Genomic DNA, 24,163 nt, shown 5'->3' with positions numbered 1-24,163 from the left:
TGCCATCGCAGGCAAGCCAGCTCCCACATAGGCCAGCTACCAGACAAGCCAGTTCCCACATAGGCTTGTATTGATTTCAGACACCTCGTTTCATCCCTTCCTACCGCAAAATCCCATCTAACACTTCTCCCCGGGCGGCCTGTTGTCGCCCGCAAAAAACCTCGTTATAACGGTTAGTGGCATCCCGCCACCCACCCCACGAGAGCATGACCTTGCCCGGGAAGGGCAAGCTGGAGCGTTGACATGAACCATGGAAGTTTTGTCATAGAGAAGCTGTTCAAGCACTACAACGTTCATGTTGAGCAGCTAGGAAACGATTCGGAAAAAAAGACGGTCTTGATGGTCAACGGCGCGCTGTCCACCACACGCTCTTTCGCGCGAACCAGCAAATGCCTGGCGGAGCATTTCAATGTGCTGCTGTTCGACCTGCCGTTCTCCGGCTATTCGCGCGAGCACAACACCGACCTCGAGCTTGTGACCAAGGACGACGAGGTGCAAATCCTGCGCGCGCTGGTGGAGCGCTTCGAGGTCAACCATCTGGTGTCGGCCTCCTGGGGCGGTATCTCCACCTTGCTGACCCTGGCCCACAACCCGCCCTCCATCGAAAGCTCGGTGGTGATGGCCCTGGCGCCCAACCTCAACCAGGCGATGCTCGACTACGTGGAGCGCGTGCGCGTGTTGATCGAAGCCGATGACAAATCCGCCGTCGGCCACTTGCTCAATGAGACCGTCGGCAAATACCTGTCGCCGCGCCTCAAGCGCAACAACCATCGGCACCTGTCGAGCATGGCCACCACCGAGTACCGCCAGGCGCGTTTCCATATCCATCAGGTGCTGGCCTTGGGCGATGGTAATTACCTGCCGGCGCTGACCCGGATCGAAACCCCGGTGCACTTCCTCAACGGCGCACTGGATGAATACACGCCGGCGGCCGAGGCCCAGTTGTTCAAGCGCTATGTCGGCCGCAGCAGCTTTGCGGTCGCCGAACACACCGGCCATCTGCTCGACCTGGAGTCGCGCGAAGCGGCCATGTCGGTGCACCGTGCGCTGTTGGATTTCCTGGTGGGAGAGCACGCAACACTGTCGGAATTAGACGAACCGCCAGTGGGAAAAGGGGCGACGGATGGCGCATAATCGCCAACACATAGCCTGCTAATAAAAGGGTTCACATGCCGAATCGCGCCCCTCTCGATGCCAAGACCGCCCGCTGGCTACCCTGGGTGGTAGCGATTGCCTTCTTCATGCAGTCGCTGGACGGGACGATTCTCAACACCGCCCTGCCGGCCATGGCGCGGGACTTGGCGGAAAACCCGCTGCGCATGCAAGGGGTGGTGATCGCCTACATGCTCACCGTCGCCTTGCTGATCCCGGCTTCGGGCTGGGTGGCCGACCGCTTCGGTACCAAAAAAATCTTCTTCGGCGCGATCATGCTGTTCAGCATTGGCTCCTTGCTGTGCGCCTTGTCGAGCACCTTGACCATGCTGGTGGGCGCGCGGGTCATCCAGGGTTTGGGCGGCGCGCTGATGCTGCCGGTCGGGCGACTGGTGGTCTTGCGTGCTTATCCGCGCTCCGAACTCGTACGCATCATGGGCTTCATCACCATTCCCGGCCTGCTCGGCCCCTTGCTCGGCCCGACCATGGGCGGCTGGATGGTGCAATACCTGACCTGGCACTGGATCTTCCTGATCAACCTGCCTGTGGGCATGGTCGGTTGCTACGCCGTGTGGAAACTCATCCCCGACTTGCGCGGCAGCGAACGCACGCGCTTTGACAGTGTAGGGTTTGTACTGTTTGGCGCGGCGATGGTGCTGATTACCATCGCCATGGAAGGCCTGGGCGAACTGCACCTGCCGCACCTGCGGGTGATGTTGCTGCTGTTCGGCGGGCTCGCCTGCCTGGCCGCGTACTGGCTGCGTGCCGGGCATATCGATAACCCACTGTTCTCGCCGGTACTGTTCAAGACCCGCACCTTTGCCGTGGGCATCCTCGGCAACCTGTTCGCCCGGCTGGGCAGCGGCGCACTGCCGTTTCTGGTGCCGTTGCTGCTGCAGGTGGCACTGGGTTACTCGCCCTCCGAAGCCGGGATGAGCATGCTGCCCCTGGCGGCGGCGGCGATGTTTGCCAAGTCCATCGCCCGGCCACTGATCGAGCGGCTGGGCTATCGCATTGTGCTCACCGGCAACACCCTGGCGCTGGGCATCATGCTGGCCAGTATGGGCCTGGTCAGCGAACACACGCCCTACCCGCTGCTGCTGTGCATGCTGGCGGTGCTGGGCGCAATCAACTCGCTGCAATTTACCGCGATGAACACCGTCACCCTGATCGACCTCGACGACGCCCAGGCCAGCAGCGGCAACAGTTTGCTCTCGGTGGTGGCGCAATTGTCCTTGAGCCTGGGCGTAGCCTGTGCCGGTGCCCTGCTCGGCGGCTTTACTGCCGAAGCGGGCAATGACGGCGTGGAAAGCGTGCTGGGCGCGTTCCAACTGACCTTCCTCACCGTGGGCATCATGGCCATGCTGGCGGCGGCGATCTTCCTGCAACTGTCGCCAAAAGACGGCAAACGGGTGGTCAGCCGCGAGCACGACCTTGAGCATTAACAGGCTTCTCGTCTAGAACTTGCAGGGAAAATCCCACAGGGCTGGTACACTGCGCGACATTTTGTTTTGCAGAGCCAGTCCCGTGACTACCATCGCCACCGCTTTTAATACTTTGCCCCTGTCCGCCGCCATGCTGGCTAACCTCGACTCGCTGGGTTACGTCGAGATGACGCAGATCCAGGCGCAAAGCTTGCCGGTGATCCTCAAGGGGCTGGACCTGATCGCCCAAGCCAAGACCGGCAGCGGCAAGACCGCCGCCTTCGGCATCGGCCTGTTGAACCCGATCAACCCGCGTTACTTCGGCTGCCAGGCACTGGTGATGTGCCCGACGCGTGAGCTGGCCGACCAGGTCGCCAAGGAAATCCGTCGCCTGGCGCGTGCCGAAGACAACATCAAGGTACTGACCCTGTGCGGCGGCGTGTCCCTCGGCCCGCAGATCGCCTCGCTGGAACACGGCGCCCACGTCATCGTCGGCACACCGGGCCGTATCCAGCAGCACCTGCGCAAAGGTTCGCTGGTGCTGGACGGCTTGAACACGCTGATCCTCGACGAAGCCGACCGCATGCTCGACATGGGCTTCTACGACGCCATCGAAGACATCATCAGCAAGACCCCGCCACGCCGCCAAACCCTGCTGTTCTCGGCCACCTACCCGGTGAGCATCAAGCAGCTGGCCTCCAAATTCATGCGTGCGCCGCAGCAGGTGAAGGCCGAAGCCTTCCACTCCGACGACCAGATCGAGCAGCGTTTCTACGAGATCTCGCCGGAAGAGCGCATGGACGCGGTGACCAAGGTACTGGCGCACTTCCGCCCGGCGTCGTGCGTGGCGTTCTGCTTTACCAAGCAGCAAGTGCAGGAAACTGTGGATCACCTGACCGCCAAAGGCATCTCCGCCGTCGGCCTGCATGGCGACCTGGAACAGCGCGACCGTGACCAGGTACTGGCGATGTTCGCCAACCGCAGCACTTCAGTGCTGGTGGCGACCGACGTCGCCGCCCGTGGCCTGGACATTGACTCCCTGGACATGGTGATCAACGTCGAACTGGCCCGCGACTCGGAAATCCACATCCACCGCGTAGGCCGTACCGGCCGCGCCGGTGAGACCGGTATTGCGATCAGCCTGGTGGCGCCGTCCGAAGCCCACCGTGCCCAAGCCATTGAGCAACTGCAAAAGTCGCCGCTGAACTGGGACCAACTGGACAACCTCAAGCCGCAAAGCGGTGGCCCGTTGCTGCCGCAGATGAGCACGTTGTGCATCGCCGCCGGCCGTAAAGACAAGGTGCGCCCGGGCGACATCCTTGGCGCACTGACCGGTGACGCCGGGATTCCGGGTGCCCAGGTCGGCAAGATCGCGATCTTTGATTTCCAGGCGTTCGTGGCTGTTGAGCGCGGGATCGCCAAGCAGGCGTTGCAGCGTTTGAATGACGGCAAGATCAAAGGCCGCTCGTTGCGCGTGCGGATCCTCTGACCTGATCGTTCCCACGCTCCGCGTGGGAATGCCGCCATGGACGCTCTGCGTCCGCTTTGTGACGCAGAGCGTCACGGGATGCGTTCCCACGCAGAGCGTGGGAACGATCTGATCTGATGAACATGAGGAAACTGTTTTGCGCTCGACCGAAGTTGTGATCATTGGCGCCGGCGCCGCAGGCTTGATGTGCGCGCTGACCGCCGCCGGGCGTGGGCGCAAGGTGATGCTGATCGACCACGCCAACAAGGCCGGCAAAAAGATCCTGATGTCCGGCGGTGGCCGCTGTAATTTCACCAACATGTACACCGAGCCGGCCAACTTCCTCTCGCACAACGCGCATTTCTGCAAGTCGGCCCTGGCCCGCTACACCCAGTGGGATTTCATCGGGCTGGTGGCCAAGCACGGCGTGCCGTACCACGAGAAAAAGCTCGGCCAGCTGTTCTGCGATAACAAGTCCAGCGACATCCTCGGCATGCTGCTCGATGAGTGCATCCAGACCGGCGTGAGCCTGCACCTGGACACCTCCATCGAGGAAATTGCCAAAGTCGACGGCGGCTATCAACTGCAAACCACCTTGGGCGAACTGCGCTGCGAATCCCTGGTGATCGCCACCGGCGGCCTGTCGATTCCGACCCTGGGCGCCACCGGTTTTGGTTACCAGGTGGCCAAGCAGTTTGGCCACGAACTGCTGCCGACCCGCGCAGGCTTGGTGCCGTTCACCATCACCGACCAGCTCAAGGAGTTGTGCGGCGAGTTGTCCGGTACGTCCGTGGATTGCCTGGTGAGCTGCAACGACCAGAGCTTTCGCGAGAACATCTTGTTTACCCACCGTGGCCTCAGTGGCCCGGCGATTTTGCAGATCTCTTCCTACTGGGAGACCGGTGACACGGTTGAAATCAACCTGCTGCCCGACCACGACGCGCACACCTGGCTGCAACAGCAACAGGTCGAGCACCCCAACAGCGAGCTGAAAACCCTGCTGGGTGAGATCTTCACCAAGAAGATGGCCAATCTGTTGGCGCAGATCTGGTTTGTGTCCAAGCCGATGAAGCAATACACCCATGCCGAAGTGGCCGACATCGCGCAAAAGCTGTCGAGCTGGCAGTTGGTACCGGCGGGCACCGAAGGCTATCGCACGGCCGAGGTGACGCTGGGTGGCGTGGACACGCGGGAAGTGTCGTCCAAGACCATGGAGTCGCTGAAAAGCCCGGGCTTGTACTTTATCGGTGAAGTGCTGGATGTGACCGGTCACCTGGGTGGGTTCAACTTCCAGTGGGCATGGGCTTCCGGTTACGCAGCCGCCCAATACGCCTGAAGAATGTACACAGTCAACAGGTGGGAGCTGGCTCGTCGAATCGTCGCACCGCTGCGATAGCGGTGTTGGATTCACCGCCGCTATCGCAGGCAAGCCAGCTCCCACAGTAGTTTCGTGGTGTTCTTAGGATGTTGGCTGGAATAAATTTTGCTGTTACATGTGATCGCCACGCTTGCCGTGGCGTCATTACTGGCTCAATTTAGCGGCATCGTCCCGGAAGACTCCAGACTTCATGTCATCGACCTCGTTCAAGCAGTCCATGCGGCGCCTGTGGGCGCTGGATAAATTCAGTTACAGCGTTCGGGTATTCATCGCCCTCACCGGCAGCATGGCGCTGTGCTGGTATCAAAACGAAATGACCCTGCTGATCCCGCTATTCCTGGGGATTATCGCCAGCGCCCTGGCCGAGACCGATGACAGTTGGCAGGGCCGCCTGAATGCGTTGGCGGTAACGCTGGTGTGTTTCAGTGTTGCCGCGCTGTCGGTTGAACTGCTGTTCCCTTATCCGTGGATCTTCGCCATCGCCCTGGCCCTGGCCAGCTTCTGCCTGACCATGCTCGGCGCGTTGGGCGAACGGTATGGCGCGATTGCTTCAGCGACGTTGATTCTGTCGGTGTACACCATGATCGGCGTGGACCAGCGCGGTGGCGCCGTCACCGACTTCTGGCACGAGCCGTTGCTGCTGGTGGCCGGCGCCGCGTGGTATGGCGCGCTGTCGGTGCTGTGGCAGGCGCTGTTTTCCAACCAGCCGGTGCAGCAAAGCCTGGCGCGGTTGTTTCGGGAGCTGGGGCGTTACCTCAAGCTTAAATCGTCGCTGTTCGAGCCGATCCGCCAACTGGATGTGGAAGCGCGCCGCCTGGAACTGGCCCAGCAAAACGGCCGGGTGGTGGCGGCGCTGAATGCCGCGAAAGAAATCATCCTGCACCGCGTAGGCAATGGCCGCCCCGGCTCAAAAGTCAGCCGTTACCTGAAGCTGTACTTTCTGGCCCAGGATATCCACGAACGCGCCAGCTCGTCCCACTACCCTTACAACGCCCTGGCTGAAGCCTTCTTCCACAGCGACGTGCTGTTCCGCTGCCAGCGCCTGTTGCGCCAGCAAGGCAAGGCCTGCCAGGCCCTGGCCGAATCGATCCAGCTGCGCCAGCCGTTCATTTATGACGACAGCTTCGCTGAAGCCCTGGGCGACCTGAACGCCTCCCTGGAACACCTGCGCATCCAGAGCAACCCGGCCTGGCGTGGCCTGTTGCGCTCGTTGCGTGCGTTGGCCGCCAACCTGTCCACCCTCGACCGCCTGCTCGGCGATGCCAGCAACCCCGACTCCCTGGCCGACGCCACCGACAGCAGCCTGCTGGACCGTGCCCCGCGCAACCTCAAGGAAATGTGGACGCGCTTGCGCACGCAACTGACGCCGACGTCACTGCTGTTCCGTCACGCCCTGCGCCTGCCGCTGGCACTGAGTATCGGCTATTGGATGGTGCACTTGATCCACCCGTCCCAAGGCTACTGGATCATCCTCACCACCCTGTTCGTGTGCCAACCCAACTACGGCGCCACGCGGCGCAAGCTGGGCCAGCGGATCATCGGCACCGCCATCGGCCTGACCGTGGCCTGGGCGCTGTTTGATCTGTTCCCAAACCCGTTGGTGCAGTCGATGTTCGCCATCGCCGCAGGCCTGGTGTTCTTTATCAACCGCACCACCCGCTACACGTTGGCCACCGCGGCGATCACCCTGATGGTGCTGTTCTGCTTCAACCAGGTGGGCGACGGTTACGGGCTGTTCCTGCCACGCCTGTTCGATACCTTGCTGGGCAGCTTGATTGCAGGCCTGGCGGTGTTCCTGTTCCTGCCGGACTGGCAAGGTCGGCGCCTGAACAAAGTGCTGGCCAACACCCTGACCTGCAACAGCATTTACCTGCGCCAGATCATGCAGCAATACGCCGCCGGCAAGAGCGACGACCTGGCCTACCGGCTGGCGCGGCGCAATGCGCACAACGCCGACGCGGCGCTGTCGACCACGCTGGCGAATATGCTCATGGAACCTGGGCATTTCCGTAAGGAAGCCGATGTGGGCTTCCGCTTTCTGGTGCTGTCGCACACCTTGCTCAGTTACCTTTCCGGGCTGGGTGCGCACCGTGAAACCCAACTGCCCGCCGATGTGCGTGAGCATTTGATCGATGGTGCCGGTAACAGCCTGGCGGCAAGTATCGACGAAATCGCCACGGGGCTGGCCAACAAGCAGCCCATCGCGATTCAGAGTGATGCCGAGGAAGCGTTGGCGGCGGACCTGGAGCAGATGCCCGATGAGATCGATGAAGGGCAGCGGCTGGTGCAGACGCAACTGGCGTTGATTTGCCGGCAGTTGGGGCCGTTGCGCACGTTGGCGGCGCATTTGATCAAAGATACCAGCGCAGCGTAAACCGCCATCGCAGGCAAGCCAGCTCCCACCTTTGAAGGTGTTCGCCATTCAAAATGTGGGAGCTAGCTTGCCTGCGATGGGGCCAGCAGAAACACTACATCCCATGCTCCTTCATCAACCGCGCATAACTGCCATCTGCCTTCATCCGCGCAATCTCCCGATCAAAGCTGGCCACGATCTGTTCATGCTCCGGGTTCTTCAGGCTCACCAGAATATGCAGGCTGTTCTCGCTCAACGGCTTGGGTAAAAACTCCACCGCGTTGCGCACCCGTGGCGACTCCCGCGCCAGGTAATAGCGGGCCACAAACTCATCTTCCAGCGTCAGCTTGACGCGTTTGGCCGCGAGCATACGCACCGCCATGGCGAAGTTATGCACCGGCACTTTCTGCAACTGCGCATCCTGGTCGAACGCCGCCGAGTAGGCGTAGCCGCGCACCACGGCGATGGGATCGTCGTGCAGTTGCTCCAGGTTCTGATAATCGATGGGGTCGTCGCGGCGCTTGATAAACCGCACGCGATTCATCAGGTATTCGCCGGAAAACTGGCCCAGCTTGGTGCGGGCATCGTCGTACCAGGCGTTGATCAACACGTCATAACGGCCATCGCCCACGCCCATCAGCGCCCGCGCCCATGGCACTTGTTCGAAATCACTGGCATAGCCTGCTCGAGCCAGCGCCGTACTGACAATATCAGTGGCCAGGCCGCCGTTGATCAAGGTCGAATCGGTAAACGGTGGCCATACATCCGCTACCAGTCGCAGGCGCTGCGCCACCGCCGGCTGAGCCAGCAGCAACACTCCTATTAAAGCAACGGCACGAGAAAATCGCGGCATGCTCAAAGTCCTTGGCGGGCAGGCATTGGCCTGATAACAGTAGCTCATCAATGAGCCTGTATTGCAGATTACACAAAGAAGCCTGTGGCGATCGGACTGAATGATGGCAAATTGACGCCATTCACAAAAATGCTCAGTTTAGACAGGACGGGCGGCGGCGCTTACTATCGGCCACAGACATTAATAAGGGAAAACGCCATGACGGTTGAATGGGTCTGCAAACATCACGAAGACCTCGGCAAAGAGCAGCTGTACACCATTATGCGTCTGCGCAATGAGGTGTTTGTCGTCGAGCAAAAATGCGTTTATCAAGACCTCGACGGGCAGGATCTTTCGGGCGATACCCACCACTTGATGGCCTGGCAAGATGACGTGCTGGTGGCCTACCTGCGCCTGCTGGACCCGGAATCCCAGGGCGGTGATGTGGTGATTGGCCGGGTGATCGTCGCGCCGGTGGCACGCGGTACCGGCCTGGGGCACCAGATGATGGAAGAAGCCCTCAAGCGCATTGAAGACATCTGGCCGCAGACGCCGATCTATCTGTCAGCCCAGGCGCATTTGCAGGGGTATTACGGCAAGTATGGGTTTGAAGTGGCGGGTGAGGAATACCTGGAGGATGACATTCCCCATATTGGTATGCGGCGCCAGTAAGGACGCCATCGCAGGCAAGCCAACTCCCACACGTTGAATTGCGAATACTTCAAGTGTGGGAGCTGGCTTGCCTGCGATGAGGCCAGAGCTGCAAGCACCCGGTTCAGGGATAACCCAGCACCTGCTTGACCGCCGCAAGGTTCGCCTCGATCCAGCGCCGATCAATCGCGCCCCAGCTACGAATCCGATAACGCCCGGCATGATTGCGCGCGCCATCCTCCTGCTCAAACTCACACACAATATCCAGATCAGCCAACGCCGCAATCGTGTCCTGCGCCGTACGCCGTGGCATCCCGGTGGCGTCGGTGAGTGCCGGCACGCTGCTGGCCTGGCCGCTGTCGATCAGGTAGGCCACATACAGGCGGCGGTAGAAACTGCTTTTGGTCTTGCTCACATCCATGCTCGACGCCTTTTGAAGTTAGGGCTTGCCCTGCAAGTCGCGATACGTGAGGTACACCCGCAGGTCGAACTCCACCTGATGGTAGCCCGGCATCATGTACTCACAGAGTTTATAAAACGCCTTGTTGTGGTCCGATTCCTTGAAGTGCGCCAGCTCGTGCACCACGATCATGCGCAGAAACTCCGGTGCGGCTTCCTTGAACAGCGCCGAAATGCGGATTTCTTTCTTGGCTTTGAGGTTGCCGCCCTGCACCCGTGAAATCGTGGTGTGCAGGCCCAGGGCGCGGTGGGTGAGGTCCAGGCGATTGTCGAACAGCACTTTGTCGATGGCCGGCGCGTTGCGCAGGTGTTCCTGCTTCAACGCCAGGGCATAGCTGTATAACGCCTTGTCGCTCTGCACGCCGTGGCGCTCGGGGTAGCGTTGCTCCAGGTAGGCGCCCAATTGGTCCTTGGCGATCAATTGGCGCACTTGCTCCTGGAGCGCTGCGGGGTAGGCCTGGAGGTATTTCAGCGCGGTCATGGGGTTCTGCAACAGGGTTTGAAGGCCGCCAGTGTAGCGAATTCACAGCAGACGAGGGTGGGACCAGGCAGCCACTTCCTCCGCCACCAACGGTTGGGCAGCCAACGGCCCCTGAATAAATGCGCAGCCATTGGCCTTGAGCCACGTTGACTGCTCGAGGGTTTCCACACCCTCGGCGATCACCAACACCTCAAAATGTGCACATAACTGGATGATACTGCGCGCCATTGCCGCGTCCCGTACCGAGCCTGGCAGGCGCGCCACCAGTTGCGGGTCGAGCTTGAGCGTATCGAACTCCAGGTCCCGAAGGTGGGCCAGGGAGCATTGGCCCAGGCCGAAGTCATCCAAGGCAATGCGCACATCGATCTGGCGCAATAACTTGAGCTGCTTGTGGGTCTCTTCCAGGTTACTCATCAGGCTGTCTTCGCTGATTTCCACCTCCAGCTGGCGCCCCTGTAAGCCATGCCGCTCGAGTACCTGCTGCAGTTGGCTGGCGAGGTTGGGCATATTGAACTGGCTGGCACTCAAGCTCACGCTCAGCACCAACTCTTGATCGAAGGTGGCTTGCCAGGCTTGGCGCTGGGCAGCGACTTGCTGGTAGATCCAGGCGCTCAACTGTCTGATCAGCCGCGCCTCTTCAAGCAGCGGCAAGAATAAGCCCGGCGGCACATCGCCGACGCTGGGGTGCTGCCAGCGCAGCAGCGCCTCGACACCGCGCAAGCGCCCGTCTTCCAACGAGACCTGGGGCTGGTAGACCAGGGTGAAGTCCTTGTTTTGAATCGCGGTGCGCACGCTGTCTTCCAGCATCAACCGCGAACGGGCGCGGCCGTTCATTTCCTGATCGTAATAGCGATATTGCTGACGGCCCGCGCGCTTGGCTTCGTACATGGCGATATCCGCCGCACGCAACAGGCCGCTCAGGTCGGAGCCGCAGTCCGGGAACGTCGCGATGCCGATGCTGACGCCAAGCATCACCTCCAAACCGTCCACTTGCTGGCACACAGACACTCTTTCGATCAGTTTTTCCGAAATCTTGGCGGCCTGCTCCGGGCACTCCAACTCCAGCAATGCGGTGAATTCATCCCCGCCCATACGCCCGAGAATGTCGCAGGAGCGCAAGCAGGCCTGCATCTGCTCCGAGACCCAGCGCAGCACGCGGTCACCCGCGTCGTGGCCCAACGAGTCATTGACCCGCTTGAAACCGTCCAGGTCCAGATACAGCAACACCAGCGACTGCTCGTTACGCTCGCTGCGCAGCAAGATGTTCTCCACCGCCTGGTGAAAGCCACGCCGGTTCAACAGCCCCGTCAACGGATCGGTCACGGCCTGGAACTCCAACTGCTGGTGCAGATGGCGTACCTCGGACATGTCCAGCACGGTCACCACCATGGCCCTCTGCTCGGCGGGCAGCGGCGCGCAGGACAACGCCACCGGCACCTGCTGGCCACGGCCGGTGCGCAAAATCGCGTCGTGCTGGCGCCACGTTTCACCCCGGCGGTACGCCTCGTACATCGGGAAACTCAACCACGCAGGCACATGGGGTTTTTGCAGGAAACTTAAGAAACTCTCGCCCTGCAACTCGGCCATGGTGGCGTTCAGCAAGCGTGAAATCGCCGGGTTGGCGTACTCGATCACACTGCCCTCGCCCACCACCAACAGGCCTTCGGCGGCGTTGTCGAGCACCGAGGCGTTGAAGGCACGCGCCAACTCCAGGTCGTGGCTCAGGCGCTGCAAGGCGCGGCGGTTGCGCTGCTGCTCCAGCAGAGCCTGAACCTTGGGCTTGAGGATATGCGGGTCAAAGGGTTTGAACAGATAGTCGATTGCGCCGCTGGCATAGCCTTCCTGCACAGCGGCGGACGATTGGGCGTGGGCCGTGAGAAAGATAATCGGCGTCATGCGTGTGCGCTGGCTGCCACGCATCAGGCGTGCGACTTCAAAGCCATCCATGCCGGGCATGCGTACATCCAGCAAGACCAGGTCGACCTCGTGGGCAAGCAGCAACTCCAAGGCTTCCAGCCCGGAAGCGGCCGTGATCACGTGCCAGTCTTCACGCTGCAAAAGCGCACGCATGCTGATGAGGTTTTCCGGGTAGTCATCGACGACCAAAAGAACCGAACTGCCATCGCCGGGGTGTGGAGCGCAATCCATGCTACGTCTCTTCCTTGAGGGGCTGCACCGGTCACTTCTGCTACAAAAACCGGACAAACACTGAGGGCTCACTCTAGCCCCGCTTTAAAAAAAGCAGAAGTGACGTGGATGCCATCATTGCGCCAAAGCTCAGGAAGCCGACTAACGGTCAAGCCCTACAGCCCACGGCCTGTGGGAAACATGGCTTTTTGGCATTTAGCTGACGCCAATAATTTGCCACAAACTGTTTAACAACCGGACAACCACCGCCTATAAAGAACCTGTACAGCCCTCGGGCTAAAGCCTTCACCCTCTGTAAAAGGCCAACACCATGATCGACCTTTCCACCTGGAACCTCAGCATCCCGGTCGGCTCCCCGCCCACGACCATCGACACCCCCAAGCTGCTGAGCGGCTTCAAGGACCAGTACTTCCAGGCCGAAGGCAGCAACGTGCAATTCTGGACACCCGTGACCGGCACCCGCACCGAAAACGCCATCTACCCACGCAGCGAGTTACGCGAAACCTACGCCGATGGGCGCCTGCGCAACTGGACTTACAACGAAGCCAACAACTTCCTGCGCGCCACCGTGGCCGTCAACCAGGTGCCCTCCAGCGGCAAAGTGGTTATCGGCCAGATCCACGCGTATGACAGCCAGAAACCGCTGATCAAACTGGAGTACCAATTCAAGGAAAAAACCCAGACCGGCAACATCGTCGCCAAGGTGCGCATGCGCCCGGATGATGGTGAGGGGCGCGTGGTCACCGTCGCCTCCAATGTGCCACTCAACAAGAGCTTTACCTACGTGATCAACCTCAATAAAGCCGGGCTGCTCAATGTGTATGCCGCAGATGGCGAATGGAACGAGCGCATAGGCGCCGCGTGGGGTGCGAAACCGCTGTACTTCAAGGCAGGGGTGTATGTGCAGGACAACAACGGCGACAGCAAGGAAGGCGCACGGGTGACGTTTGCCAAGTTAGATATTGATCACGAGTAGAGCGTGAAAGAAGCCCCGTTAGTAACGGGGCCTCTTAGTGGGTTTAATCAACGCACATCAGCATAAAGCCCATTGAAGAATCGCCGGCGGGTTTGTTATCACCCACCATGAGTGTCAATACATTAATGTAATTGATCGCCGGCAGCCCACCCAACTTGGCGTGACCATAGAAGATACGTTCATTAGAGTACACATCCGTCACCGACACCGTACAGAAGCTCGGCACCTCTTTAAAAACACCGGGCACGAATCTAACTTTATACTCTGAAAAGTAGTCAGGTTGCGCAGTCAATTTTACTTCTTTAATCCACGTGGGCGATTGCGCATAGACCGTTCCCTTATCGTCAACAGACGCTGTATATACCCTGCCTTTCCCATAGACCGACGCAGCAGAGCCCACTGCCATCAACGCAATGAAAATGCCAGCAGCTTTAATAAAGTTCATTATCACTTCTCTCTCATCGAATACATTTCAAAGCCCAACCTTAAATGATTCGAAGGCGATAAAAGCGCACTTTCAATGGTGTACAAATAAAACAGAAAAACCATCAAGACACTGTGCGTTCTACTGACCGGCTTTAGGATGCTTCCGATCGCAAACAACTGTTGAGTCGCCACTATTCGTAGGCAAACTCCGACAAACACAAAGACTATTCCCTGATTACTACGACCTCTTAAACACACCACCGAACCCTGTGGGAGCCGGGCTTGCCCGCGATGGCGGTGTATCAGCCACCATCAGCAGTGCCTGACACACCGCCATCGCGGGCAAGCCCGGCTCCCACATTGGATCTCCATCGGTTCGGGGATCGAGGTTGGTCCTACACGACCGTTGCGGGCGGACAGATCGCCGCTTATAGTTCGCCCCGTCGCTGAGAACAGCGATAGGGTTTCGCAGCCCTACCGAGTTAATACTGCACCCGTCACAAACGGCCCCGGCGCTCCGCCGACGGCCGTCCTTGTTATGGCGGCTGTGCGTGGGAGGCCTTCGGGTCTGCCGGGTCTTAACTCCTCGGTCTGCGAACCCGCGTACAGCTGCCACCTAATTTGTTTCGCAGCAAACGGTGGTCATTCTTCTTTTGAGTTAAGGATTCACCATGACCGACCCATTACCGCCCCGCCGCTTCTACCCCTGCACCGAATCCGCCACCGATTCACCGGTGCTCTTGATCGACAGCGCCGCCCCACTGCCCGACCTCCACGCCTGCCTGCGCGAACGCCTCAACGCCGCCCTCGAACACCTCAACCTGATGGCCTGCTCCAGCCTCCCGGACTTCGCCGAGCGCGACCTGAATAACGTGGCCAATACCGCACGTATTCTGGTGCAGGACGTGAGCGACGTGTTCCGCGTCATTGAGCACCGAGGTTTCGATACCGCTGCCTGATCAAATCCCGGCCACAAAAAAGCCCGCATCGCTGCGGGCTTCTTTTTAAACGCTTAAGGCTCAGTTCACCTTGGCGTTCAACTCACCTTTCAGGTAACGCTGGTACATCGCTTCCAACGAGATCGGCTTGATCTTCGAAGCATTACCGGCAGTACCAAACGCTTCGTAGCGAGCGATACATACATCACGCATGGCCGTTACGGTAGCGCCGAAGAATTTACGTGGGTCAAATTCGCTCGGGTTGGTAGCCATCAGGCGACGCATTGCGCCGGTGGACGCCAGGCGCAGGTCGGTGTCGATGTTGACCTTGCGCACGCCGTACTTGATGCCTTCGACGATTTCTTCAACCGGCACGCCGTAGGTTTCTTTGATGTCGCCGCCGTACTGGTTGATGATCGCCAACCATTCTTGCGGGACCGAGGAAGAGCCGTGCATCACCAGGTGGGTGTTAGGGATGCGTTTGTGGATTTCCTTGATGCGGTCGATAGCCAGCACGTCACCAGTAGGTGGCTTGGTGAACTTGTAGGCGCCGTGGCTGGTGCCGATGGCGATGGCCAGGGCATCAACTTGGGTTTTCTTCACGAAGTCAGCGGCTTCTTCCGGGTCGGTCAGCATCTGGCTGTGATCCAGCACGCCTTCGGCGCCGATGCCGTCTTCTTCGCCGGCCATACCGGTTTCCAGGGAACCCAGGCAGCCCAGCTCGCCTTCAACCGAAACCCCACAGGCGTGAGCCATGGCCACGGTTTGCTGGGTTACGCGCACGTTGTACTCGTAGTCGGTTGGGGTCTTGCCGTCTTCGCCCAGGGAGCCGTCCATCATTACCGAGCTGAAACCCAGTTGGATGGAGCGCTGGCACACGTCAGGGCTGGTGCCGTGGTCCTGGTGCATGCACACCGGGATGTGCGGGAATTCTTCGATAGCGGCGAGGATCAGGTGACGCAGGAACGGGGCGCCGGCGTATTTGCGCGCACCGGCCGAAGCCTGGACGATCACGGGGGAGTCGGTCTTGTCAGCGGCTTCCATGATGGCGCGCATCTGCTCAAGGTTGTTGACGTTAAAGGCTGGGACGCCGTAGCCGAACTCGGCTGCGTGGTCCAGCATTTGACGCATGCTGATAAGTGCCATTGTGTTGTCTCTCCCGGTCGAGGGTCGTTAATCGTGCAAGCCTGCCGTAGCGGCGGCTGCTATTCAAGTTATTGCAGATCAAGGGGTTAAGCTTGAGCTGCTGAATCGTTATTGCAGTGTCCGGTTCGCACATAAGTGACTTTGGAACCGGATCAATGTGGGAGCTGGCTTGCCTGCGATGGGGGCAGATCAGACAACATTTGTTTTGCTGACCCACCGCAATCGCAGGCAAGCCAGCTCCCACATTTTGATCTCATCTATTTTGAGACCGTGTTCTTACTGGGCCTTACAGCCACGCCCAATCAAATCATCGGTGGCGACCCAGTAAACCAGGCCTTCCTCACCTTTTGTGTGAAACGCCAGTTGGCCGTCGCTGTACAGCACGCCCGAGGCGGCAACCTCTTGTTTAAGGCGATAAACCTGGTCCGAACCACCGAGGCGTACATCCACTTCGGAACGGGCCGCATTGGTAAAGCGCCAGTTGACCTCGGCCTTGCTGTCGCAGGTCCAGGTGGTCCATTTGTCTGCCGGTTCTGCGGCCTTGTTGAACATGTTCATGCTGCTGCAACCGGCCAACAAGGCCAGGGCTGCGAGGGCGAAAACGCCTTTCATTGCCACTCCTCGAACGACGACCCCAAGGGCCGCCACTGCTGTCGGTTAGTTGATCAGACCCGTCATGGGCAACCCTGTTCCTGACCGTTGGGCGCGGCGTCGTATTGTTCCAGCCGTTCATTGCCGATGCGCTTGTTGATCACCGGCATGGTTTCGGCCTGCCAGTCGGCCTGGTAGCAGCTTTTTTTCGGCGCAGCCCCAGGCGCTTGCGCCTCGGGCACAGCGCTTGGCGTGCTGCCGCAGCCGGCCAACAGGCCCGCTGCGATCACCAGTGCCAACGACTTGATCATGGGAATGCTCCTTTTCCGGATCACGAGCCTTAACCTTTAGCTCGGGTTTCCAGCACTTCAACGGCCGGCAACACTTTGCCTTCGACGAATTCGAGGAATGCGCCGCCACCGGTAGAAATGTAGGAGATCTGGTCAGCAACGCCATATTTATCGATGGCGGCCAGGGTGTCACCGCCGCCGGCGATGGAGAATGCCGAGCTTTCGGCAATCGCCTTGGCCAGCACTTTGGTGCCGTTGCCGAACTGGTCGAACTCAAACACACCGACCGGGCCGTTCCACAGAATGGTCTGGGAGGCTTTCAGCAGTTGCGCAAAGTTAGCCGCCGTTTGTGGGCCGATATCCAGGATCATGTCGTCCGCCGCCACGTCAGCAATCAGCTTGACGGTGGCTTCGGCGCTTTCAGCGAATTCCTTGGCAACCACCACGTCCACCGGCAGCGGCACGCTGACTTTGGCGGCGATGGCGCGGGCAGTGTCGAGCAGGTCTGGCTCGTACAGCGACTTGCCCACCGGATGCCCGGCTGCGGCCAGGAAGGTGTTGGCGATGCCGCCGCCGACGATCAGCTGGTTGCAGATCTGGCTGAGGCTGTTGAGCACGTCCAGCTTGGTCGACACTTTGGAGCCGGCCACGATGGCAGCCATCGGTTGTGCCGGAGCACCCAGCGCCTTGCCCAATGCATCCAGCTCAGCAGCCAGCAATGGGCCAGCCGCGGCAACTTTAGCGAACTTGGCCACGCCGTGGGTCGAGCCTTCGGCGCGGTGCGCGGTGCCGAAAGCGTCCATCACAAACACGTCGCACAGGGCCGCGTATTGCTGGGCCAGTTCGTCGCTGTTCTTTTTCTCGCCTTTGTTAAAGCGCACGTTTTCGAACAGCACGATATCACCAGGCGCAACAGAGACGCCGCCCAGGTAGTCGGCTACCAGCGGCACGTCGCGGCCCAGGGCCTTGCTCAGGTAGTCGGCTACAGGCTTGAGGCTGTTTTCGGCGCTGAACTCACCTTCGGTCGGGCGACCCAGGTGGGAGCAGACCATCACGGCCGCGCCTTTTTCCAGGGCCAGCTTGATGGTCGGCAGCGAGGCCAGGATTCGCGCATCGCTGGTGACAACACCGTCCTTGACTGGGACGTTGAGGTCTTCGCGAATCAGTACGCGCTTACCTTGCAGATCGAGGTCGGTCATCTTCAACACGGTCATGGGTCGCAGTTCCTGAATTACTGTTGAGGTTGTTTAGAAGCGATGTGCAGATAGTGCTCTGCCACATCCAGCATGCGGTTGGCAAAACCCCATTCGTTGTCGAACCACGCCAGGATGTTCACCAGCCTGGGGCCGGAAACACGGGTCTGGCTGGCATCCACAATCGCCGAATGCGGGTCATGGTTGAAATCACAACTGGCGTGCGGCAACTCGGTGTAGGCCAGCAGGCCTTTGAGCGGGCCGCTGGTGGCGGCGTCGCGCAAGATCCGGTTGACCTCCGTCGCGTCAGTGTCGCTGACGGTTTGCATGGTGATGTCCAGACAGGACACATTCACCGTCGGCACCCGTACGGCTTTGGCCTGGATTCGCCCGGCAAGTTCCGGCAACAGTCGCTCGATGCCACGGGCCAGGCCGGTAGACACCGGAATCACCGACTGGAACGCCGAGCGCGTGCGGCGCAGGTCTTCATGATGATAGGCGTCGATCACCGGCTGGTCGTTCATCGCCGAGTGAATCGTGGTGATCGACACATAATCGATGCCGATCGCCTGATCCAGCAGGCGCAACAGCGGCACGCTGCAGTTGGTGGTGCAGGAGGCGTTGGACACCAGCAGTTCATCGCCGGTCAGGCAATCCTGGTTGATACCGTAGACGATGGTGGCGTCCACATCCGCCTCGCTGGCCATCGGCTGGGAAAACAGCACACGCGGTGCGCCGGCGTCGAGAAAACGCTGACCGTCGGCACGGGTGTGGTAGACACCGGAACATTCCAGCACCAGGTCAACGCCCAGTGCTTTCCAGTCGATGCCTTCGGGGGTGGCACTGCGCAAGACCTTCACGCAGGTGCCATTAATATGCAGACAATCGCCCTCGACCCGCACTTCGCCGGGGAAGCGGCCGTGGGTGGAGTCAAAGCGTGTCAGGTATTCGATGCTGGCCATGTCAGCCAAATCGTTGATCGCCACAATTTCAAACCCGGCCGCCGCCCCTCGCTCGAACAGAGCACGCAAGACGCAACGACCAATGCGGCCGTAGCCGTTGAGTGCAACTTTGTAGGGACGCGGTTGAGGCATGGGGTTCTCGATCAAGGTGAGTTCGGTGCTGAATGTTCTGACGCCATCGCGGGCAAGCCCGCTCCCACATTAGACCGTGATCCAAATGTGGGAGCGGGCTTGCCCGCGATGGCGCCAGTACAGACAACGCAGACTGACTTAGTCTTCCAGCAGCTCTTCAGCCTGACCCAGGATGTTTTCCAAGGTGAAACCGAATTCTTCGAACAACGCTGGCGCCGGCGCCGACTCACCGTAGGTGGTCATGCCGATCACGCGGCCTTCCAGGCCCACGTACTTGTACCAGTAGTCGGCGTGCGCCGCTTCGATGGCGATACGCGCGCTGACCTGCAACGGCAATACCGATTGCTTGTAGTCGGCATCCTGGGCTTCAAACAGGCTGGTGCACGGCATGGACACCACGCGAACGTTGCGGCCCTGCTCGGTCAGCTTGTCGTAGGCTTGAACAGTCAGGCCGACTTCGGAACCGGTGGAGATCAGGATCAACTCCGGCTCGCCGATGCAGTCTTTGAGCACATAACCGCCACGGCTAATGTTGGCGATCTGCGCGTCGGTACGCACTTGGTGTTGCAGGTTCTGACGCGAGAAGATCAGCGCCGAAGGGCCGTCCTTACGCTCGATCGCGTGCTTCCAGGCCACCGCGGATTCCACCGCGTCGGCTGGGCGCCAGCAATCCAGGTTCGGCGTGGTACGCAGGCTGGTCAGTTGCTCGACCGGCTGGTGCGTCGGGCCGTCTTCGCCCAGGCCGATGGAGTCGTGGGTGTACACATGGATCACCCGCTTCTTCATCAGCGCGGCCATACGTACGGCGTTACGCGCGTATTCCATGAACATCAGGAAGGTCGCGCCGTAAGGCACCAGGCCGCCGTGCAGGGACACGCCGTTCATGATGGCGCTCATGCCGAACTCGCGCACGCCGTAGTACATGTAGTTGCCGCTGGCGTCTTCGGCCGAGACACCTTTGCAACCTTTCCACAGGGTCAGGTTGGAACCGGCCAGGTCAGCCGAACCGCCGAGGATCTCAGGCAGCAATGGGCCAAAGGCGTTCAGGGTGTTCTGGCTGGCTTTACGGCTGGCAATGGTCTCGCCCTTGGCCGCGACTTCGGCGATGTAGGCCGAGGCTTTTTCCGAGAAGTCGGCAGGCAGGTCACCGGCCAGGCGGCGCACCAGCTCGTTGGCCAATTCCGGGAATTCGGCGGAGTAGGCAGCAAAACGCTGGTCCCACTCGGCTTCGGCGGCCAGGCCTTTTTCCTTGGCGCTCCACTCGGCGTAGATATCAGCCGGGATTTCGAACGGGCCATGGTTCCACTTCAGCGCTTCACGAGCCAAGGCGATTTCCGCGTCACCCAGTGGGGCGCCGTGGCAGTCTTCTTTACCTTGCTTGTTCGGCGAGCCGAAACCGATGATGGTCTTGCAGCAGATCAGGGTCGGCTGCTCGCTCTTGCGCGCGGTGTCGATGGCGGTCTTGATCTCTTCCGGATCGTGACCGTCAACGTTGCGGATCACCTGCCAGTTGTAGGCTTCGAAACGCTTTGGCGTGTCGTCGGTGAACCAGCCTTCGACTTCGCCGTCGATGGAGATGCCGTTGTCATCGTAGAAGGCAATCAGCTTGCCCAGGCCGAGGGTGCCGGCCAGGGACGCGACTTCGTGGGAAATGCCTTCCATCATGCAGCCATCACCCAGGAACACGTAGGTGTGGTGGTCGACAATGTTGTGGCCAGGGCGGTTGAACTGCGCGCCCAATACTTTTTCCGCCAGCGCAAAACCCACGGCGTTGGCCAGGCCCTGGCCCAGCGGGCCAGTGGTGGTCTCGACGCCTGGGGTGTAGCCGAATTCCGGGTGGCCCGGGGTGCGGCTGTGCAGCTGGCGGAAGCTCTTGAGGTCATCGATGGTGACGTCGTAGCCGGTCAGGTGCAGCAGCGAGTAGATCAGCATCGAGCCGTGGCCGTTGGACAGCACGAACCGATCACGGTCAGCGAACGACGGGTTGCTTGGGTTGTGCTTCAGGTAGTCACGCCAAAGTACCTCGGCGATATCCGCCATGCCCATCGGGGCACCGGGATGGCCGCTGTTGGCTTTTTGCACGGCATCCATGCTGAGGGCACGAATGGCGTTGGCACGCTCACGACGGCTGGGCATCGCTGATCTCCTGGAGTTTGAGTAGAAGAAACGGAAAAAAGGACCGGCATTTTCCCTCAGCCACCGCCTGCGGGCAATGACAGATAGTCACTTGTAGGTGTTTTTCCTGCGGTTTACCCGGCATTGGCTTGCAGAAACAGCCCACCGGTTCGTCTAAAGGTTATAGCGGCTGCTTATAACTACCGATTATCGACCAATATCAAAACTTTTTGATATTGGCCTTGCGGGGATTTCCACCCGTCACTAGACTGCTGGCCTTATGAACCTACCCGTGCCCTCCCTGCGTCCCGACGACGGCGATGAGCTGGCTGCCTTATGCAAGGCCGCTGGTGATCCGTTGCGCCTGAACGTGTTGCGCGCACTGGCCAACGACTCTTTTGGGGTGCTGGAACTGGCGCAGATCTTCGCCATCGGCCAATCCGGCATGAGCCACCACCTCAAGGTGCTGGCCCAGGCCGAGCTGGTGGCTACGCGCCGCGAAGGCAATGCGATTTTCTATCGCCGCGCCCTGCCCCACACCGAGCTGCTCGGCGGCAAGCTGCACGCTGCCCTGCTCGAAGAGGTAGACAGTTTGGGCCTGCCCAGCGATGTGCAGTCGCGCATCAGCCAGGTCCACGGGCAACGCGCCGCCGCCAGCCAGGACTTTTTCTCACGGGTAGCCGAGAAGTTTCGCGCCCAACAGGACTTGATCGCCGGTTTGCCCCAATACCGCGAAAGCGTACTGGCGCTGTTGGACAAGCTGAGCTTCAGTGATGAGGCGACGGCGTTGGAAGTTGGCCCCGGCGACGGTGGCTTCCTGCCGGAACTGGCACGTCGCTTCAAGCAGGTGACCGCGCTGGACAACAGCCCGGCGATGCTTGAACTGGCGCGCCAGCTGTGCGAGCGCGAAGCGCTGGGCAACGTCAGCCTGCAGTTGGCCGACGCGTTGAATGACACCAGCCTGCTGGCCGATTGCGTGGTGCTGAACATGGTCTTGCACCATTTTGCGGCCCCCGCCGAAGCCCTCAAGCAGATGGCGAATTTGCTGCAACCGGGCGGCAGCCTGCTGGTCACAGATTTATGCAGCCACAACCAGAATTGGGCCAAGGAGGCCTGCGGTGATCTCTGGTTGGGTTTTGAACAGGACGATCTGGCCCGTTGGGCCACCGCTGCGGGACTCGTTCCCGGGGAAAGCCTCTATGTAGGTTTACGTAATGGTTTCCAGATCCAGGTCCGCCACTTTCAGCGACCGACTGGCGACACTCACCATCGGTAAATATCAGGAAAACATCGAGATGAGCGAATACTCCCTTTTCACCTCCGAGTCCGTGTCTGAAGGGCATCCGGACAAAATCGCCGACCAGATTTCTGACGCGGTGCTGGACGCCATCATTGCTGAAGACAAGTTCGCCCGTGTGGCGTGCGAGACTCTGGTGAAAACGGGCGTGGCGATCATCGCCGGTGAAGTCACCACCACGGCCTGGGTCGACCTGGAGCAGATCGTTCGTGACGTGATCACCGACATTGGCTACAACAGCTCCGACGTCGGCTTCGACGGCGCGACCTGCGGCGTGATGAACATCATCGGCAAGCAGTCCCCCGACATCAACCAGGGTGTGGACCGCGCCAAGCCTGAAGATCAGGGCGCCGGCGACCAGGGCCTGATGTTCGGCTACGCCAGCAACGAAACCGACGTGCTGATGCCGGCACCAATCACCTTCTCGCACCAGCTGGTACAGCGCCAGGCGCAAGCACGTAAATCCGGTGTGCTGCCATGGCTGCGTCCAGACGCCAAGTCCCAGGTCACCTGCCGTTACGAAGGCGGCAAAGTGGTGGGCATCGACGCCGTTGTACTGTCGACCCAACACAACCCGGACGTGTCCTACGCCGACCTGCGTGAAGGCGTGATGGAGCTGATCGTCAAGCACGTGCTGCCTGCCGAACTGCTGACCAAAGACACTCAGTTCCACATCAACCCGACCGGCCAGTTCATCATCGGCGGCCCAGTGGGCGACTGCGGCCTGACCGGTCGCAAGATCATCGTCGACAGCTACGGCGGCATGGCCCGTCATGGCGGTGGTGCGTTCTCGGGTAAAGACCCCTCCAAGGTTGACCGCTCGGCGGCCTACGCCGGTCGTTACGTGGCCAAGAACATCGTCGCGGCCGGCCTGGCCGAGCGTTGCGAAATCCAGGTTTCCTACGCGATCGGTGTAGCCCAGCCTACGTCGATCTCGCTGAATACCTTCGGCACCGGCAAGATCAGCGATGACAAGATCGTCAAGCTGGTGCGTGAGATCTTCGACCTGCGCCCTTACGCAATCACCACCATGCTCGACCTGCTGCACCCGATGTACCAGGACACTGCAGCCTATGGCCACTTCGGCCGTACCCCTGCGCAGAAGACTGTCGGCGACGACACCTTCACCACCTTCACCTGGGAAAAAACCGACCGCGCCAACGACCTGCGCACTGCCGCCGGCCTGTAAGCACGCGTTGCACCAAAAGCCCCGCCGGGTTCGCCCGACGGGGCTTTTTATTGTCTGCGTGATGACTTTCGTATTTTTTGGATCCAATGCTTGCAGGCCAAATAATGGCCCTCTAGAATCCGCGCCCTCTCGGGCCTCTCACCTTATTTGGATATTGCCTTGCGCCAGCCCGGGATAGACCAGCGCGCAAGCAATCGAACATTGAGGTTTTTCATGCGCATTTCCACGCTCGCTCCTGCCGCCCTGCTGTTCTGCCTGTTCGCCCTGCCGGCCCATGCCGCCGACCTGAGTGCATTGGGTGGCGCCTTGAGCACTCAGCTAGGCGGCAAAACCGGCGACTGTCAGCAGCAAGCCAAAGACCTGCAAGCCAAGATCGATGCGGCGCAAGCCAAGAACGACCTGCTGAGCGTCCAGGCGTTTAAAGCGGCTCAGGAGCAGCTCAACAAAGGTTGTAACAAACTGGCAGAATCCCAGGCCAAGGTCGATGCCAAGCAACAAACACAGGAAGCCAAGATGGAAAAGAACGATGCCGTGAAGGCGTTGGGCGGCCTGTTCAAGTAAC

At 60.3% G+C, this 24,163-nt stretch carries 22 protein-coding genes; 11 read left to right on the top strand and 11 right to left on the bottom strand.

Annotated features, from left to right (window positions below; genetic code table 11):
- Positions 1–243: 243 nt before the first annotated feature.
- From AOA62_RS28815 to yccS, 5 genes are all read left to right on the top strand, one after another.
- Positions 244–1,134 (top strand): alpha/beta fold hydrolase, encoded by an 891-nt coding sequence (locus tag AOA62_RS28815; RefSeq protein ID WP_017139381.1) that lies wholly within the window; start codon positions 244–246, stop codon positions 1,132–1,134.
- 35 nt (positions 1,135–1,169) lie between these two features.
- A complete protein-coding gene (gene mdtD / locus AOA62_RS28810; protein ID WP_017139382.1) occupies positions 1,170–2,597 on the top strand; it encodes a multidrug transporter subunit MdtD in 1,428 nt (475 codons plus the stop codon).
- Positions 2,598–2,727: 130 nt separating this feature from the next.
- Entirely contained in the window at positions 2,728–4,065 is a 1,338-nt protein-coding gene (gene dbpA / locus AOA62_RS28805; protein ID WP_232626477.1) for an ATP-dependent RNA helicase DbpA, read from the top strand.
- Between the two features lie 136 nt (positions 4,066–4,201).
- On the top strand, positions 4,202–5,380 hold the full coding sequence (locus AOA62_RS28800; protein ID WP_099550370.1) for an NAD(P)/FAD-dependent oxidoreductase: 1,179 nt from the start codon (positions 4,202–4,204) through the stop codon (positions 5,378–5,380).
- 232 nt (positions 5,381–5,612) lie between these two features.
- Positions 5,613–7,796, top strand: coding sequence for a YccS family putative transporter (gene yccS / locus AOA62_RS28795; protein WP_099550369.1), 2,184 nt, complete (start codon positions 5,613–5,615; stop codon positions 7,794–7,796).
- A 94-nt stretch (positions 7,797–7,890) separates the two neighbouring features.
- On the opposite strand, the gene AOA62_RS28790 is transcribed toward yccS, so the two are convergent.
- Positions 7,891–8,628: an ABC transporter substrate-binding protein gene (locus AOA62_RS28790; protein WP_017139386.1), complete on the bottom strand. Its 738-nt coding sequence runs from the start codon at positions 8,626–8,628 to the stop codon at positions 7,891–7,893.
- 198 nt (positions 8,629–8,826) lie between these two features.
- Here AOA62_RS28790 and AOA62_RS28785 point away from each other — a divergent pair, with 198 nt between their 5' ends.
- Positions 8,827–9,279 (top strand): GNAT family N-acetyltransferase, encoded by a 453-nt coding sequence (locus AOA62_RS28785; protein ID WP_017139387.1) that lies wholly within the window; start codon positions 8,827–8,829, stop codon positions 9,277–9,279.
- Between the two features lie 103 nt (positions 9,280–9,382).
- On the opposite strand, the gene AOA62_RS28780 is transcribed toward AOA62_RS28785, so the two are convergent.
- From AOA62_RS28780 to AOA62_RS28770, 3 genes are read right to left on the bottom strand one after another with little or no spacing between them, the layout of a single operon-like run.
- Positions 9,383–9,679, bottom strand: a complete 297-nt coding sequence (locus tag AOA62_RS28780; protein WP_017139388.1) for a helix-turn-helix domain-containing protein — start codon at positions 9,677–9,679, stop codon at positions 9,383–9,385.
- Between the two features lie 18 nt (positions 9,680–9,697).
- Positions 9,698–10,198 (bottom strand): M48 family metallopeptidase, encoded by a 501-nt coding sequence (locus tag AOA62_RS28775; RefSeq protein ID WP_099550368.1) that lies wholly within the window; start codon positions 10,196–10,198, stop codon positions 9,698–9,700.
- A gap of 42 nt (positions 10,199–10,240) precedes the next feature.
- Entirely contained in the window at positions 10,241–12,346 is a 2,106-nt protein-coding gene (locus tag AOA62_RS28770) for a bifunctional diguanylate cyclase/phosphodiesterase (protein ID WP_099550367.1), read from the bottom strand.
- 310 nt (positions 12,347–12,656) lie between these two features.
- On the opposite strand from AOA62_RS28770, the gene AOA62_RS28765 reads away from it, so the two are divergent.
- On the top strand, positions 12,657–13,322 hold the full coding sequence (locus tag AOA62_RS28765) for a polysaccharide lyase family 7 protein (RefSeq protein ID WP_099550366.1): 666 nt from the start codon (positions 12,657–12,659) through the stop codon (positions 13,320–13,322).
- 43 nt (positions 13,323–13,365) lie between these two features.
- Here the strand turns inward: AOA62_RS28765 and AOA62_RS28760 are convergent, their stop codons facing one another.
- On the bottom strand, positions 13,366–13,767 hold the full coding sequence (locus AOA62_RS28760; RefSeq protein WP_099550439.1) for a hypothetical protein: 402 nt from the start codon (positions 13,765–13,767) through the stop codon (positions 13,366–13,368).
- 652 nt (positions 13,768–14,419) lie between these two features.
- Here AOA62_RS28760 and AOA62_RS28755 point away from each other — a divergent pair.
- Complete coding sequence (locus AOA62_RS28755; RefSeq protein WP_017139393.1) at positions 14,420–14,707, top strand: hypothetical protein; 288 nt, start codon at positions 14,420–14,422, stop codon at positions 14,705–14,707.
- 60 nt (positions 14,708–14,767) lie between these two features.
- Here AOA62_RS28755 and fba read toward each other — a convergent pair whose 3' ends face one another.
- The 6 genes from fba to tkt form a co-directional block, all read right to left on the bottom strand.
- Positions 14,768–15,832, bottom strand: a complete 1,065-nt coding sequence (gene fba / locus AOA62_RS28750; RefSeq protein ID WP_003177554.1) for a class II fructose-bisphosphate aldolase — start codon at positions 15,830–15,832, stop codon at positions 14,768–14,770.
- A 276-nt stretch (positions 15,833–16,108) separates the two neighbouring features.
- The gene (locus tag AOA62_RS28745; RefSeq protein ID WP_099550365.1) at positions 16,109–16,444 is read right to left on the bottom strand and encodes an MliC family protein; all 336 of its coding nucleotides are present in this window, start codon (positions 16,442–16,444) and stop codon (positions 16,109–16,111) included.
- A 62-nt stretch (positions 16,445–16,506) separates the two neighbouring features.
- On the bottom strand, positions 16,507–16,734 hold the full coding sequence (locus AOA62_RS28740) for a hypothetical protein (protein WP_099550364.1): 228 nt from the start codon (positions 16,732–16,734) through the stop codon (positions 16,507–16,509).
- Between the two features lie 29 nt (positions 16,735–16,763).
- On the bottom strand, positions 16,764–17,927 hold the full coding sequence (locus AOA62_RS28735; protein WP_099550363.1) for a phosphoglycerate kinase: 1,164 nt from the start codon (positions 17,925–17,927) through the stop codon (positions 16,764–16,766).
- Positions 17,928–17,944: 17 nt separating this feature from the next.
- Positions 17,945–19,000, bottom strand: coding sequence for an erythrose-4-phosphate dehydrogenase (epd, locus tag AOA62_RS28730; protein ID WP_017139397.1), 1,056 nt, complete (start codon positions 18,998–19,000; stop codon positions 17,945–17,947).
- A 138-nt stretch (positions 19,001–19,138) separates the two neighbouring features.
- Entirely contained in the window at positions 19,139–21,136 is a 1,998-nt protein-coding gene (tkt, locus tag AOA62_RS28725) for a transketolase (RefSeq protein ID WP_017139398.1), read from the bottom strand.
- Between the two features lie 259 nt (positions 21,137–21,395).
- Here tkt and AOA62_RS28720 point away from each other — a divergent pair, with 259 nt between their 5' ends.
- The 3 genes from AOA62_RS28720 to AOA62_RS28710 all read left to right on the top strand — a co-directional run bounded on the left by AOA62_RS28720 (position 21,396) and on the right by AOA62_RS28710 (position 24,162).
- The gene (locus AOA62_RS28720; protein ID WP_017139399.1) at positions 21,396–22,391 is read left to right on the top strand and encodes a metalloregulator ArsR/SmtB family transcription factor; all 996 of its coding nucleotides are present in this window, start codon (positions 21,396–21,398) and stop codon (positions 22,389–22,391) included.
- A 19-nt stretch (positions 22,392–22,410) separates the two neighbouring features.
- Positions 22,411–23,601, top strand: a complete 1,191-nt coding sequence (metK, locus tag AOA62_RS28715; RefSeq protein ID WP_099550362.1) for a methionine adenosyltransferase — start codon at positions 22,411–22,413, stop codon at positions 23,599–23,601.
- Between the two features lie 213 nt (positions 23,602–23,814).
- A complete protein-coding gene (locus AOA62_RS28710) occupies positions 23,815–24,162 on the top strand; it encodes a hypothetical protein (protein WP_017139401.1) in 348 nt (115 codons plus the stop codon).
- Position 24,163 lies beyond the last annotated feature (1 nt).

This window comes from Pseudomonas sp. 2995-3 (assembly GCF_002742565.1).
Lineage (GTDB): Bacteria > Pseudomonadota > Gammaproteobacteria > Pseudomonadales > Pseudomonadaceae > Aquipseudomonas > Aquipseudomonas edaphica.
The sequence above is the reverse complement of the archived record's forward strand: the minus strand, read 5'-3'. Positions and strand labels throughout refer to the sequence as shown.

Excerpts from the sequence above, each read along its gene's own strand:
- AOA62_RS28815 (WP_017139381.1), top strand. The coding sequence starts at position 244 with ATGAACCATGGAAGTTTTGTCATAGAGAAGCTGTTCAAGCACTACAAC.
- mdtD (WP_017139382.1), top strand. The coding sequence starts at position 1,170 with ATGCCGAATCGCGCCCCTCTCGATGCCAAGACCGCCCGCTGGCTACCC.
- dbpA (WP_232626477.1), top strand. The coding sequence starts at position 2,728 with ATGCTGGCTAACCTCGACTCGCTGGGTTACGTCGAGATGACGCAGATC.
- yccS (WP_099550369.1), top strand. The coding sequence starts at position 5,613 with ATGTCATCGACCTCGTTCAAGCAGTCCATGCGGCGCCTGTGGGCGCTG.
- AOA62_RS28790 (WP_017139386.1), bottom strand. The coding sequence starts at position 8,628 with ATGCCGCGATTTTCTCGTGCCGTTGCTTTAATAGGAGTGTTGCTGCTG.
- AOA62_RS28785 (WP_017139387.1), top strand. The coding sequence starts at position 8,827 with ATGACGGTTGAATGGGTCTGCAAACATCACGAAGACCTCGGCAAAGAG.
- AOA62_RS28780 (WP_017139388.1), bottom strand. The coding sequence starts at position 9,679 with ATGGATGTGAGCAAGACCAAAAGCAGTTTCTACCGCCGCCTGTATGTG.
- AOA62_RS28775 (WP_099550368.1), bottom strand. The coding sequence starts at position 10,198 with ATGACCGCGCTGAAATACCTCCAGGCCTACCCCGCAGCGCTCCAGGAG.
- AOA62_RS28770 (WP_099550367.1), bottom strand. The coding sequence starts at position 12,346 with ATGGATTGCGCTCCACACCCCGGCGATGGCAGTTCGGTTCTTTTGGTC.
- AOA62_RS28765 (WP_099550366.1), top strand. The coding sequence starts at position 12,657 with ATGATCGACCTTTCCACCTGGAACCTCAGCATCCCGGTCGGCTCCCCG.
- AOA62_RS28760 (WP_099550439.1), bottom strand. The coding sequence starts at position 13,767 with ATGAACTTTATTAAAGCTGCTGGCATTTTCATTGCGTTGATGGCAGTG.
- AOA62_RS28755 (WP_017139393.1), top strand. The coding sequence starts at position 14,420 with ATGACCGACCCATTACCGCCCCGCCGCTTCTACCCCTGCACCGAATCC.
- fba (WP_003177554.1), bottom strand. The coding sequence starts at position 15,832 with ATGGCACTTATCAGCATGCGTCAAATGCTGGACCACGCAGCCGAGTTC.
- AOA62_RS28745 (WP_099550365.1), bottom strand. The coding sequence starts at position 16,444 with ATGAAAGGCGTTTTCGCCCTCGCAGCCCTGGCCTTGTTGGCCGGTTGC.
- AOA62_RS28740 (WP_099550364.1), bottom strand. The coding sequence starts at position 16,734 with ATGATCAAGTCGTTGGCACTGGTGATCGCAGCGGGCCTGTTGGCCGGC.
- AOA62_RS28735 (WP_099550363.1), bottom strand. The coding sequence starts at position 17,927 with ATGACCGTGTTGAAGATGACCGACCTCGATCTGCAAGGTAAGCGCGTA.
- epd (WP_017139397.1), bottom strand. The coding sequence starts at position 19,000 with ATGCCTCAACCGCGTCCCTACAAAGTTGCACTCAACGGCTACGGCCGC.
- tkt (WP_017139398.1), bottom strand. The coding sequence starts at position 21,136 with ATGCCCAGCCGTCGTGAGCGTGCCAACGCCATTCGTGCCCTCAGCATG.
- AOA62_RS28720 (WP_017139399.1), top strand. The coding sequence starts at position 21,396 with ATGAACCTACCCGTGCCCTCCCTGCGTCCCGACGACGGCGATGAGCTG.
- metK (WP_099550362.1), top strand. The coding sequence starts at position 22,411 with ATGAGCGAATACTCCCTTTTCACCTCCGAGTCCGTGTCTGAAGGGCAT.
- AOA62_RS28710 (WP_017139401.1), top strand. The coding sequence starts at position 23,815 with ATGCGCATTTCCACGCTCGCTCCTGCCGCCCTGCTGTTCTGCCTGTTC.